The 12,824-nt window shown below is 52.3% G+C and carries 15 protein-coding genes; 3 read left to right on the top strand and 12 right to left on the bottom strand.

All coding sequences use genetic code 11. The features are described 5' to 3' along the window. Window positions 1-15: 15 nt before the first annotated feature. Window positions 16-990 (top strand): 1-deoxyxylulose-5-phosphate synthase YajO, encoded by a 975-nt coding sequence (gene yajO, locus LG384_RS05350; RefSeq protein WP_045440509.1) that lies wholly within the window; start codon window positions 16-18, stop codon window positions 988-990. Between the two features lie 46 nt (window positions 991-1,036). Here yajO and pgpA read toward each other — a convergent pair whose 3' ends face one another. The 6 genes from pgpA to nrdR form a co-directional block, all read right to left on the bottom strand. After that, window positions 1,037-1,555, bottom strand: coding sequence for a phosphatidylglycerophosphatase A (gene pgpA / locus LG384_RS05345; RefSeq protein WP_045440507.1), 519 nt, complete (start codon window positions 1,553-1,555; stop codon window positions 1,037-1,039). Beyond that, on the bottom strand, window positions 1,533-2,510 hold the full coding sequence (gene thiL / locus LG384_RS05340; protein ID WP_045440505.1) for a thiamine-phosphate kinase: 978 nt from the start codon (window positions 2,508-2,510) through the stop codon (window positions 1,533-1,535). The genes pgpA and thiL overlap by 23 nt, the downstream gene beginning before the upstream one ends. A 77-nt stretch (window positions 2,511-2,587) precedes the next feature. Then, complete coding sequence (gene nusB, locus LG384_RS05335) at window positions 2,588-3,007, bottom strand: transcription antitermination factor NusB (RefSeq protein WP_045440503.1); 420 nt, start codon at window positions 3,005-3,007, stop codon at window positions 2,588-2,590. Between the two features lie 19 nt (window positions 3,008-3,026). After that, window positions 3,027-3,497, bottom strand: coding sequence for a 6,7-dimethyl-8-ribityllumazine synthase (ribE, locus tag LG384_RS05330; protein WP_045440500.1), 471 nt, complete (start codon window positions 3,495-3,497; stop codon window positions 3,027-3,029). Between the two features lie 86 nt (window positions 3,498-3,583). Beyond that, window positions 3,584-4,687: a bifunctional diaminohydroxyphosphoribosylaminopyrimidine deaminase/5-amino-6-(5-phosphoribosylamino)uracil reductase RibD gene (ribD, locus tag LG384_RS05325; protein ID WP_048221954.1), complete on the bottom strand. Its 1,104-nt coding sequence runs from the start codon at window positions 4,685-4,687 to the stop codon at window positions 3,584-3,586. Window positions 4,688-4,690: 3 nt separating this feature from the next. Next, window positions 4,691-5,140: a transcriptional regulator NrdR gene (gene nrdR, locus LG384_RS05320; RefSeq protein WP_003021571.1), complete on the bottom strand. Its 450-nt coding sequence runs from the start codon at window positions 5,138-5,140 to the stop codon at window positions 4,691-4,693. A gap of 152 nt (window positions 5,141-5,292) precedes the next feature. On the opposite strand from nrdR, the gene LG384_RS05315 reads away from it, so the two are divergent. Both LG384_RS05315 and LG384_RS05310 read left to right on the top strand, forming a co-directional pair. Next, entirely contained in the window at window positions 5,293-5,832 is a 540-nt protein-coding gene (locus LG384_RS05315; protein ID WP_200012182.1) for a DUF3251 domain-containing protein, read from the top strand. Between the two features lie 298 nt (window positions 5,833-6,130). Further along, window positions 6,131-7,009 (top strand): nucleoside-specific channel-forming protein Tsx, encoded by an 879-nt coding sequence (locus LG384_RS05310; RefSeq protein WP_045440493.1) that lies wholly within the window; start codon window positions 6,131-6,133, stop codon window positions 7,007-7,009. Window positions 7,010-7,083: 74 nt separating this feature from the next. Here LG384_RS05310 and LG384_RS05305 read toward each other — a convergent pair whose 3' ends face one another. The 6 genes from LG384_RS05305 to tgt form a co-directional block, all read right to left on the bottom strand. Continuing rightward, the gene (locus LG384_RS05305; RefSeq protein ID WP_048221955.1) at window positions 7,084-7,776 is read right to left on the bottom strand and encodes a YafY family protein; all 693 of its coding nucleotides are present in this window, start codon (window positions 7,774-7,776) and stop codon (window positions 7,084-7,086) included. 24 nt (window positions 7,777-7,800) lie between these two features. Next, a complete protein-coding gene (locus tag LG384_RS05300; RefSeq protein ID WP_200041940.1) occupies window positions 7,801-8,166 on the bottom strand; it encodes a VOC family protein in 366 nt (121 codons plus the stop codon). 300 nt (window positions 8,167-8,466) lie between these two features. Then, window positions 8,467-9,438 (bottom strand): protein translocase subunit SecF, encoded by a 972-nt coding sequence (gene secF, locus LG384_RS05295; RefSeq protein ID WP_045440487.1) that lies wholly within the window; start codon window positions 9,436-9,438, stop codon window positions 8,467-8,469. A 10-nt stretch (window positions 9,439-9,448) separates the two neighbouring features. Further along, window positions 9,449-11,296, bottom strand: a complete 1,848-nt coding sequence (gene secD, locus LG384_RS05290; RefSeq protein ID WP_071828898.1) for a protein translocase subunit SecD — start codon at window positions 11,294-11,296, stop codon at window positions 9,449-9,451. A gap of 27 nt (window positions 11,297-11,323) precedes the next feature. Beyond that, entirely contained in the window at window positions 11,324-11,656 is a 333-nt protein-coding gene (gene yajC, locus LG384_RS05285; protein ID WP_002890398.1) for a preprotein translocase subunit YajC, read from the bottom strand. Between the two features lie 22 nt (window positions 11,657-11,678). Further along, complete coding sequence (gene tgt, locus LG384_RS05280; RefSeq protein WP_045440480.1) at window positions 11,679-12,806, bottom strand: tRNA guanosine(34) transglycosylase Tgt; 1,128 nt, start codon at window positions 12,804-12,806, stop codon at window positions 11,679-11,681. Between the last annotated feature and the right edge of the window lie 18 nt (window positions 12,807-12,824).

Genomic DNA, 12,824 nt, shown 5'->3' with positions numbered 1-12,824 from the left:
AGCGGGAGCTGCAGCATGCAATACAACACCTTAGGAAAAACCGACCTTCGGGTATCTCGTCTTTGTCTGGGCTGCATGACGTTTGGCGAACCTGACCGTGGTAATCACGCCTGGACGCTGCCTGAAGAAAGCAGTCGCCTAATCATCAAACACGCCCTTGAGGGTGGCATCAACTTTTTCGACACCGCTAACAGCTACTCCGCAGGCAGCAGTGAGGAAATTGTCGGTCGTGCCCTGCGCGATTTCGCCCGTCGTGAGGAGGTGGTGGTGGCAACCAAAGTTTTTCACCGCGTTGACGACCTGCCGGAAGGGTTATCCCGTGCGCAAATTTTGCGTTCTATTGACGACAGCCTGAGACGACTCGGCATGGACTATGTCGATATCCTGCAAATTCACCGCTGGGATTACAACACGCCAATTGAAGAAACGCTGGAAGCTCTCAACGACGTGGTGAAAGCCGGGAAAGCACGCTATATCGGCGCATCCTCCATGCACGCTTCGCAGTTTGCTCAGGCGCTGGCCCTGCAAAAACAACACGGCTGGGCGCAGTTTGTCAGCATGCAGGATCACTACAACCTGATTTACCGCGAAGAAGAGCGCGAAATGTTGCCTCTCTGCTCTCAGGAAGGTGTCGCGGTGATCCCGTGGAGTCCGCTGGCGCGTGGTCGCCTGACGCGGCCATGGGGAGAGACGACAGCGCGTCTGGTTTCTGATGAGGTTGGCAAAAATTTGTACAACGAGAGCGATGAAAACGACGCGCAAATTGCTGCACGACTGACTCGAGTCAGTGAGGAACTTGGCGCGACACGTGCGCAGGTGGCTCTGGCATGGCTGCTGAGCAAACCCGGTGTTGCCGCACCGATTATCGGCACATCGCGTGAAGAACAGTTAGATGAATTACTTAACGCGGTGGATTTAACGCTGAAACCAGAGCAGATTGCTGAGCTGGAAATGCCGTACAAACAGCATCCGGTCGTGGGATTTAAATAACAAATTGCCCGATAGCGCTACGCTTATCGGGCATACCTGTTCACTCTCAGAACAGCCCAATCGGCCAGTGATGCCCGATAAAATAGAGGATCCCAGCAGAAAGGATCCCGGCCACAATATCATCAATCATGATCCCCGTACCGCCATGCACGTTACGATCGAACCAACGAATCGGCCAAGGTTTCCACATATCCAGAATACGAAAGATCACAAATCCGCCGGCAACCCACTGCCAGTCATTGGTCGGCAGCGCCATCAGGGTTATCCACATCCCGACAAACTCGTCCCAGACAATGCTGCCGTGATCGTGCACCCCCATATCTTTCGCCGTCTGATGGCAAAGATAGACGCCGATGCAGATCGACAGCATGACAACCAGAGAATAGAGCTGCCACGGCAGAAACGTCATTAGATACCAAAATGGGATCGCCGCCAGCGATCCCATGGTGCCCGGTACAATGGGACTCAACCCACTGCCAAATCCGGTGGCCAGCAGGTGCCACGGATTGCGCATACTCAAACGGCTTTTTGCGACATCTTTTTTAAGGCGTGGCAAAATGGTCATATCCTTTCCAGTCAAAAGTGACAGGCTTGCCGTCACGCGTAAAGTGAATGCCTTCCACGTCAGCACTCATCTGTCCGATGCAGGTAAATGATGCGCCCAGATGCCCCAGCGCCACGTCCAGGGCGCCACGGTTTATTTCCGGTACAGTAAAGCATAACTCATAATCTTCACCACCCGAGAGCGCCCAACGCAACGCCTGTTCAGGCTCAACGCATTGGGCAAGCGCTGTCGAATATGGCAAGGCATCGACGTTAACCCGTGCGCCACAGCCACTGGCATTGACGATATGCCCCAGATCAGAAATCAGACCATCAGAAAGATCGATTGCCGCACTCGCCAGGTCGCGCAGGCCCTGGCCCTGCAAAATTCGTGGCGTTGGACGCAGATGCCGCTTAAGCAAATAGTCCGCATGTTTTGCATCTGCAACCTGTAAATGGTGCTGCAAAATCGCCAGCCCTGCAGCGCTGTCGCCTGGCGTACCGGTCACGTAGATCCAGTCTCCTGGCTTCGCACCGGAGCGTTTTAAGGCCCGTCCTACCGGGACGTAGCCATGGATACCCAACGTCATCGACAATGGCCCACGCGTGGTGTCACCGCCAATCAGTTGCATATCATAATAATTGAGGAGTTCAAACAGGCCATCACTGAAGGCTTCGAGCCAGGCTTCATCGACGTCAGGCAAAGTGAGCGCAAGCGTTAGCCATGCAGGATCAGCCCCCATCGCAGCCAGATCACTCAAGTTCACTGCCAGCGCTTTCCAGGCCAGATCGGTGGGATCGATGTCAGGAAGGAAGTGATTACCCGCTACCAGCGTGTCAGTACTGATCGCCAGGGTTTGTTTATCAGGGATATTCAGGAGTGCGCAATCGTCACCAATACCGGTTTCGACATCAAGACGAGAGCTTCTAACACGGTCAAAATAACGGGCAATCAGGGAGAATTCGCCACATGCCATACGTTATGCCTCAGCAGGAAAAAAGAAAAGGCCGGCGACAGCGGAAATATAATTCCGCTATCCTACCGGCCTGGAGATCACTTTTTGTTGGGGCGAATCGCAGGTGCTGCTTTATCCAGTACGCCGTTAACGAATTTATGGCTATCTTCAGCGCCGAAGGTTTTCGCCAGTTCAATCGCCTCGTTGATGGCCACTTTATACGGCACATCACTACGTTTAGACAGTTCAAACAGCGCAATACGCAGCACGGCTTTTTCTACCTGACCCAGCTCTTCCAACAGGCGAGACAGGTAAGGCTTCATTAGTCCATCCAGGTACGCGCTGTTAGTCGCCACCCCGGACAGCAGTTCACGGAAATACAGAACGTCGACATCTTTTACGTCCTGTTCCGCCAGGAACTGGTATTCAACATCAGCGATGTCGTTCTGGGACAACTGCCAGGAGTAGAGCGCCTGGACGGCACACTCACGGGCGCGGCGACGAGCAGCAGGTTTCACGGATTTCCCCTTACAAAAATCAGGCCTTAATGGCTTTCAATACATTAATCATTTCAAGTGCAGTCAGTGCAGCTTCTGCGCCTTTGTTGCCGGCTTTAGTGCCAGCGCGTTCAATGGCTTGTTCAATACTTTCGGTGGTCAGAACACCGAAGGCTACCGGAATGCCACTGTCCTGAGCGACATGCGCCAGGCCATTGCTTGCACCGCCAGCCACATATTCGAAGTGTGCGGTACCGCCACGAATCACCGTGCCTAACGCAATCACCGCGTCGTATTTACCGGTTTTTGCCAGCGCACCTGCCGCCAGCGGCAGCTCATACGCGCCAGGAACCCAAACGACGGTAATGTTTTCATCTTTAACCTGACCAATACGTTTCAGGGCGTCGATCGCACCTTCCAGCAGGCTGTCATTGATAAAGTTGTTGAAACGCGCAATGGTGATGGCGACGCGAGCGTCCGGGGTAGCAACGTTAGCTTCAATAATGTTCATATTCTTCCTTCGGATTCACTAGACCCCGCAGGGGGGCGGATTTTATCATAATAATCTGTGCGCTGCTTCCCTTTCGAACCGGGAGATCATGCGCCCACTAAATGCAGGCAAAGGTCCGGACCTACATGGCGTATCTCATTGAATTTGAAATGGGGGGCATCAGCCAGTTTCTCAAGCCCTGGCAGCACACATAATCCTCGTGCATCGCTCCCTAACAGTTTAGGCGCAACATAGATGATTAGCTCATCAACCACTCCGGCCTGTAATAACGCGCCCGCAAGCGTCGGGCCAGCCTCAACCCAAATGCTGTTAATTTGTTGCTTGCCCAGTTGCATCAGCAGCACCACCAGGTCCAGATGCCCGTTATGTTCAGGAATCTTCAGGCTACGAACCGCCTCCGGCCAGCTGCGAGGATCGTCATGAGTACGGGCAATCCAGGTTTCTCCCGGCTGCTGCACAATACGATGCTCCGGTGTCACCTGGTTTTGGCTATCAAGGACAATGCGGATCGGCTGACGCAGATTTTCTTGCGGATAGAGAGCCTGGGTTGACTCCCCCAACTCCTCCCAACGGACGGTAAGCTGAGGATCGTCCGCCAGTACCGTGGCGCTGCTGGTCAAAATGGCATGGTTTTGTGCGCGCAGGCGCTGCACATCGCGGCGCGCCTCGGGCGAAGTTATCCACTGACTTTCGCCGCTGGCCATCGCAGTGCGGCCATCGAGCGATGCGCCAAGCTTAAGCTGCACATACGGGAATCCTGTACGCATCCGCTTGAGGAAGCCTTTATTAAGTTGTTCAACCTCACTCATCATCAGCCCGTGGCTGACGTCAATGCCCGCCTGTTGCAGGCGATAAAGCCCGCGCCCAGCGACCTGCGGATTGGGGTCCTGCATGGCGGCCACAACTCGCGTCACGCCTGCGGCGATCAGCGCATCACAGCACGGCGGAGTCCGACCATGGTGGCTGCAGGGTTCCAGCGTAACGTAAGCCGTTGCGCCTTTTGCTTTCTCACCCGCCATCCGCAACGCATGAACTTCAGCATGCGGTTCACCTGCGCGATGATGATAACCTTCACCGACGATCTCGCCATCTTTAACAATCACACAGCCTACGTTGGGGTTGGGATGTGTGGTAAAACGTCCGCGCGCAGCAAGCTTCAGCGCTCGCGCCATGTAAAATTCATCCTGCATGGCTTAGTCCTGTAGGCGAGCAATCTCTTCGCCAAATTCTTTGATATCTTCAAAGCTCCGGTAGACCGAGGCAAAGCGGATGTAGGCGACTTTATCGAGCTTTTTCAGTTGCTCCATCACCAGGTTACCGATCATCTTGCTCGGAACCTCACGTTCGCCTGTCGCGCGCAGCTGGGATTTTATATGGTTTAACGCCATTTCGACGTCATCAGCGCTAACAGGTCGTTTCTCAAGTGCTCTGAGCATACCGCTACGCAGTTTTTCCTCATTAAAAGGTTCACGCACATCATTGCTTTTTACAACGCGCGGCATGACAAGTTCAGCCACTTCAAAAGTGGTAAAACGTTCGTTACAGACCAGACACTGCCGGCGGCGGCGTACCGAGGAGCCCTCGCCTACAAGACGAGAGTCAATTACCTTAGTGTCTACGGCGAAACAGAATGGGCAATGCATACGGCGTCCTGACCAGGTGGTTAACAGAAATCTATTTTACCCTGAACTGGCGTGACAACAAAGGCAGAGCGCTTTTGAGATAAAGGATCGATGCCTTCGTGCTCTTTGCACACTACCATTATGCTATCGCGACAATAAAGGAAGTAACCTACATGACAAGACGTTACCTAAGAATTCTCCTGGTGGGAAGTCTCTTTAGTCTTAGCGCCTGTGCACAGCAAAGCGAAGTACACCAAATGCATCAAAGCGTCAGCACGCTGAACAAAGAGATGACACAGCTTAATCAGGAAACGGTGAAAATAACGCAGCAGAATATGTTGAATGCAAAATCCACCAGTGGCGTCTATTTACTACCGGGTTCCAAAACCCCCGCCCGACTGAACAGTCAGATCGGTACGTTACGCATGTCACTGGTGAATATTGCACCAAATGCAGACGGTACGCGCCTGACATTACGTATTCAGGGCGAATCCGACACCCCTTTACCCGCTTTTAGCGCCACCGTAGAGTACGGGCAAATTCAGGGCACCACGGACAACTATCAGGAGGTGAATGTTCAGAACCAATTGATAAACGCTCCGGCAAGTATTCTTGCACCCAGCGACGTAGACATTTCGTTACAGCTTAATGGCCTGTCTCCGGAGCAACTGGGGTTTGTACGCATCCACGACATCCAGCCTGTGACACAATAAACTTTTTTGCGGAACGTTTTGTGCGTTCCGCAACATCACCAGCCTTCATTTTGTTACTCCTCTGACATCATCGAGATTTTTAGTAAAACTTGGCAACATTCATGGGAGCCAGTACAATTCGCCGCCTAAAGTACGCAAACGTGAACGCAATCGATTACGTAAATGATAGAACTGTGAAACAAGACATATTTTTGTGAACAATGATTTTTATAATAGGCTCCGAAGAAATACGAAATATTTAGAAACGCAAATTGCGCCTTTTTCACTCCCGAAAGGGATTTCAAACAGTGGCATACATATGAAAAAAACATTACTTGCAGCCGGTGCAGTACTGGCGCTCTCCTCGTCCTTTACTGCTAATGCGGCAGAAAATGACAAACCGCAATATCTTTCCGACTGGTGGCATCAGAGCGTTAACGTAGTAGGTAGCTACCACACCCGTTTCGGACCACAGATCCGTAACGATACCTATCTGGAATATGAAGCTTTCGCTAAGAAGGACTGGTTCGACTTCTATGGTTACATGGATGCGCCAGTCTTCTTCGGTGGTAACACCGATGCGAAAGGTATCTGGAACCACGGTTCCCCGCTGTTTATGGAAATTGAACCGCGTTTCTCCATCGACAAACTGACCGGCACTGATCTGAGCTTTGGTCCGTTCAAAGAGTGGTACTTCGCCAACAACTATATCTACGACATGGGTCGTAACAAAGATGGCCGTCAGAGCACCTGGTATATGGGTCTGGGTACCGACATCGACACTGGCCTGCCGATGAGCCTGTCCATGAACGTATACGCTAAGTATCAGTGGCAGAACTACGGTGCAGAAAATCAAAACGATTGGGATGGCTACCGTTTCAAAGTGAAATACTTTGTGCCAATTACCGAACTGTGGGGTGGTAACCTGAGCTACATTGGTTTCACCAACTTTGACTGGGGTTCCGATCTCGGTGATAAGAGTGCTTATGCTGAGAATGGTATTAAACAGCGTACTAACGACTCTATCGCCTCCAGCCACATTCTGGCACTGAACTACGACCACTGGCACTATTCCGTCGTCGCTCGTTACTGGCACAACGGCGGTCAGTGGAACGATGACGCTGATCTGAGCTGGATGAAAGAAAACGTTCGTTCTACCGGTTGGGGCGGCTATCTGGTTGTCGGTTACAACTTCTAATTTTGCCTGATACCGGGCGGCACTGCGCCAACCCGGAGACCAGCATGTTAAAGCCAGCTTAACCGCTGGCTTTTTTATGGCTTATCGTCACAGCGAACTTTACGCAAAAAGTCGCTTAGCGAACGTCCGGTATCCTCACGAAAATGCCTGTCCACAGGGGTAACACAGAGACAACGATCAACACGAAAACAACGATAATCCTCACGCCTTTCACACCATGCAACCAGTAGCCAGTGCTCTCCCCAGAAAAATAACCCCAGCGGCTGCACATCTCGCCAGGAGAGTTGCCCGGCTTCGTCACGATAATGCAGTGCCAGAACCTGTTGGGTAGATACAGCCCGGTGTATAAGATCAAATGTGCTACGAGAATGTAATTGAGTTCCAAAGTCAGGGGCAAAAATACGCGTCTGTTCTGCCCTGCGACGACTCTCTTCTGGCAGGATCGCCAACACTTTTTCCTGCGCCGATTCCAGCTCCCGCGAGAGCGAATCACCGCCCCAGGTTTTGAGTAATCGGATTGCGACCATCAGTGCTTCTGACTCACGGTGAGTGAGCATTAAAGGTGGCAGATCAAATCCCGCCATTAAACGGTACCCGCTGCCCGCCTCCCCTTCAACAGGCACGCCGGATAATGATAAATCGCAGATATCACGGTAGATCGTGCGAGGAGAAACCTCGAGCCGCTCCGCCAGATGCGCCGCCGTTGTCAGCCTCCTGCCACGCAGGATCTGTACAATCTGAAATAAACGGTCAGCGCGCCTGGTCATCTTAACCCTCTGTATTTAGAAATATTATGCAGGCTGGTGCAAGCCAACGCGATTACCTTCACTATCGGTAAATAACGCAATCGTGCCAATATCCTGCCCCAGCTCAAGTGGTCCAAACACACACTGACCACCCGCTGTTTCGACACGCGCAAGCGTAGCCGGGAGATCGTCCGTATGCAGATAAATAATAGCGCCCTGCTGCGAAGGCGTAATACCATCAAATTTAGCCAGTGCGCCACCGGGGGCTGGGTCCTGATGCGGGAACACTGCCAACTCAGCACAATCCATATTCTCCCGACGCAGCGAAACCTGCATCACCGGTTCATAAAAAGCAATGGCACGATCCATTTCCGCTACCGGGATTTCAAACCAGTTAATCACGTTATTCATACATCCTCCTGCCTTTGTGGGTAATCTCAGAAGGACTATAAAACAGGACTACTGACAGCATACTGTCAGTAGTGTTTGCAAAAAGGGCCAAAAGTTTCCCTCTGGCCCGTTTCGGGCGCATGTTGCCACGCGGCGACAAGGCCAACGGGGATCAAGCCCCGCAACACTGTGCCTCACCGGGTCACCCCAGCTTGGGGCGATTCTACTCCACTCGCTAATATCCACACGAAATCAGCGTGCTACAGGCAAAAAAAATCCCGACCTTGCGATCGGGATTCCAGCTTTTACGCGCAGCTTCGGTTACGGCAGAATAGACGGCTGATCCGCCCCTTCTTTCTCGACCTTCTGCTGCAGCATGTGCTCGCGCTTCATACCCAGCTTCAACGCCAACGCCGATGCTACGTAGATAGACGAGGCAGTACCGATGGAGACACCGATAAGCATGGTCAGCGAGAAGCCTTCCAGCACCGGACCACCAAAGAGGTACAGCATCAGAATAACCACTAACGTCGTACCGGAGGTGATTAACGTACGGTGCAACGTCTGGGTCAGTGACACGTTAAAGATTTCGTAAGGCGTACCGCGACGGATTTTGCGGAAGTTTTCACGAATACGGTCAGATACCACGATACTGTCGTTTAGCGAGTAACCAATTACCGACATCAACGATGCGACGATTGTCAGGTCAATCTCGATATGGAACAACGACAGGATCCCTAAGGTGATAATCACGTCGTGCGCAAGGGAAATCACGACCCCAGCGGCCAGTCGCCACTCAAAGCGGAAACCGACATACACAAGGATGGAAATCAGCGCCACCATCAGCGCCATCGCACCGGTTTGCGCCAGATCAGCACCCACGCTGGGTCCGACGAACTCGATACGTTTCACAGCGGCATTCTGGTTAGTTGCTTCGTTAATTACACTCAGCACTTTACTACCCAGTACCTGCCCGCCGTTTTCACCTTCAGTTGGCGGCATACGAACCATAATGTCGTGGCTACTACCGAAGTTCTGCAGCAGCGGCTCAACGAAGCCCGCTTTCTCCAGCGCATCGCGCATCACGTCCATTTCCGCTGGTTTTTCCAGCGTGATTTCAATTACCGTACCACCAGTAAAATCGAGCCCCCAGTTAAATCCGCGTACGCCCATCACCACGATGGCCGCAATCAGCAGAAAACCAGAGATGCCGAAAGCCCAGTAGTCCCAGCGCATAAAGTCGATGACTTTACGGCCGTGGTTCAATTGTTCAACAGTATATTCCTGTGCCACATCGCACTCCTCAGATTGACAGCTTTTTGACGCGCTTGCCGCCATACAACAGGTTTACGATGGCACGTGTACCGACGATCGCGGTGAACATCGACGTCGCCACACCAATACCGGTAGTAATCGCGAACCCTTTAATTGCCCCAGTACCGACTGCATACAGGATCAGGACCTTAATCAGCGTCGTAATGTTCGCATCGAAGATGGAACTGAACGCGCCCGCATAGCCCTCGTTGATCGCCTGCTGTATCGAACGTCCGTTGCTCAACTCTTCTTTGATACGTTCGTTGATCAGTACGTTCGCATCGACCGCGACGGCAAGGGTTAAGACGATCCCCGCAATACCCGGCATACTTAGCGTGGCACCCGGCAGCAACGACATGATACCGACGATCAGTACCAGGTTGGCAATCAGCGCACTTGTCGCAATCAGGCCGAACTTCTTATAGAAGAAGATCATGAACAGGATAGAAACCACCAGACCAGCCAGACAGGCTTCCAGACCCTGCTTGATGTTCTGCATACCCAGAGTCGGGCCGATAGTCCGTTCTTCAACAATCTGAATCGGCGCAATCAACGCACCGGCACGCAGCAGCAGCGACAGCTGACGCGCTTCGTTCGGGTTGTTAATTCCAGTGATACGGAAGCTGTTACCCAGGCGAGACTGGATGTTGGCGATGTTAATCACCTCTTCCTGTTTCACCAGCATCGCACGGCCGTTAGCATCTTTTTTACCGCTGTCTTTGTACTCGACGAACAAGGTCGCCATCGGCTTACCGATATTGTCCTTGGTAAAGTTAGACATGATGTTACCACCCGCGCTATCCAGCGAGATGTTAACCTGCGGTTGGTTATACTCATCCATGCTCGACGTGGAGTCGGTGATATGGTCGCCGGTCAGGATCACGCGTTTATACAGCACAACTGGCTGTCCTTCGCGGGACTGTTTCACTTCTGAGTCACCCGGTACGCGCCCGGATGCAGCAGCAGACTGATCAACGTTGGTATTTACCAGACGGAATTCCAGCGTAGCAGTCGCACCCAGAATTTCTTTCGCACGCGCGGTGTCCTGAATACCAGGCAGTTCGACCACAATACGGTCAGCGCCCTGGCGTTGAACAACCGGCTCAGCGACACCCAGTTGGTTAACACGGTTGCGCAGAATGTTAATGTTCTGCTGTACCGCGTATTCACGAGCTTCGCTCAAACGCGCATCAGTCATCACCGCACGCAGCGCATTGCTGCCCTGGCTTGAAATCACCAGATCCTGATGACGCTTGCTCAGGTAAGAGATAGCCTCGTCACGGGCTTTGCTGTCACGGAAGGTGATGCTCAGACCGTAGTTATCTTCTTTACGAACGGTAGTATAAGGAATGCCTTTTTCACGCAGGTCGCTGCGCAGGCTGTCGATATTTTGTTCCTGCAGTTTACCCAGCGCGGTGTCCATATCCACTTCCATCAGGAAGTGAACGCCGCCACGCAGGTCAAGACCGAGTTTCATCGGTTCTGCGTGAATGGCAGCCAGCCAGCGTGGTGTTGCCGGAGCCAAGTTAAGCGCCACGACATATTGATCACCCAGCACGCCCAGCAGCACTTCACGTGCGCGCAGTTGGGTATCGGTGGAGTCGAAGCGCGCAAGAATAGCGCCCTCTTCCAGAGCCACAGACTTAGGTGTAATTTTTTCTTCTTGTAACGTTTTCTGGACCTGGATCAGCGTTTGCTCACTGGCGGCGGCACCGCGCACGCCAGTGATTTGAACAGCCGGATCCTCACCATACAGGTTGGGAAGTGCGTAAAGCAGGCCGACGATAATCACGACGACCAGCATGATGTACTTCCACAAAGGATAACGGTTTAACACGGCAGTTCCCTTCGGGAAAACAATAAATTACAGCGCCTTCATCGTGCCTTTCGGCAGAACGGCAGCTACGAAATCACGTTTGATAACCACTTCAGTGGTGTCGTTCAGCGCGATAGCGATGTAGCCAGTTTCTGCTACTTTGGTCACGCGACCGACCAGGCCACCGTTAGTCAGCACTTCATCACCTTTGGCAATGGAGTTCATCAGGTTTTTATGTTCTTTGGTGCGTTTCTGCTGTGGACGCAGGATCATGAAATAGAAAATCAGACCAAACACCACCAGCATCAGAATCAGAGACATCGGGCTGCCCTGCGCCGGAGCACCTGTTGCCGCTACCGCATCAGAAATAAAAAAGCTCATTCAAATTCCCTCATTATTAAAATTAATCAACGTTCAAAGGTGGAACAGGTCGACCCTGACGTTGGTAAAAATCGGTCACGAAGCTCTCTAATTTACCCTCTTCAATAGCCTTGCGTAAACCCGCCATCAAGCGCTGGTAGTAACGAAGGTTATGAATCGTATTGAGTCGCGCGCCTAATATTTCGTTGCAACGGTCAAGATGATGCAAGTAGGCGCGTGAATAATTGCGACAGGTGTAGCAATCGCACTCGGCATCGAGCGGACTGGTGTCGCTTTTATGTTTCGCATTACGAATTTTTACCACGCCGTCAGTCACAAACAAATGACCATTACGGGCATTTCGTGTTGGCATCACGCAGTCAAACATATCAATACCACGACGTACACCTTCAACCAGATCTTCTGGTTTGCCGACGCCCATCAGGTAGCGAGGTTTATCTGCCGGAATCTGCGGGCAAACATGCTCCAGAATGCGGTGCATATCTGCTTTCGGCTCACCCACAGCCAAACCGCCGACAGCGTAGCCATCAAAGCCGATATCTACCAGACCTTTGACAGAGATATCACGTAAATCTTCGTAAACGCTGCCCTGAATGATGCCAAAAAGCGCATTTTTGTTGCCGAGGCCGTCAAAACGGTCACGGCTACGCTTCGCCCAGCGCAAAGACATCTCCATCGAGCGTTTAGCATAGTCCCAGTCGGCCGGATAAGGAGTACATTCGTCGAAAATCATCACGATATCGGAACCGAGATCGTATTGGATCTCCATCGACTTTTCTGGATCAAGGAAAATCGGATCACCGTTGATCGGGTTGCGGAAATGCACACCCTGTTCGGTAATTTTACGAATGTCGCCCAAGCTGAAGACCTGGAAGCCGCCGGAATCGGTGAGGATTGGCCCTTTCCACTGCATGAAATCATGCAAATCGCCATGCAATTTCATGATTTCCTGACCCGGGCGCAGCCACAGGTGGAAAGTGTTACCGAGAATAATTTGTGCACCGGTAGCTTCAACTTCTTCCGGCGTCATGCCCTTCACGGTGCCGTAAGTACCAACCGGCATAAAGGCTGGCGTTTCTACTACGCCACGATCAAAAACCAGGCGGCCGCGGCGAGCGCGACCGTCTGTGGTGTCCAGTTCAAATTTCATTTTAACTCCTGCGTCAGA

Source organism: Citrobacter sp. Marseille-Q3906 (assembly GCF_916618775.1).
GTDB classification, from domain to species: Bacteria; Pseudomonadota; Gammaproteobacteria; order Enterobacterales; family Enterobacteriaceae; genus Citrobacter; species Citrobacter murliniae.
This window is presented reverse-complemented; position numbering and strand designations above follow the sequence as displayed.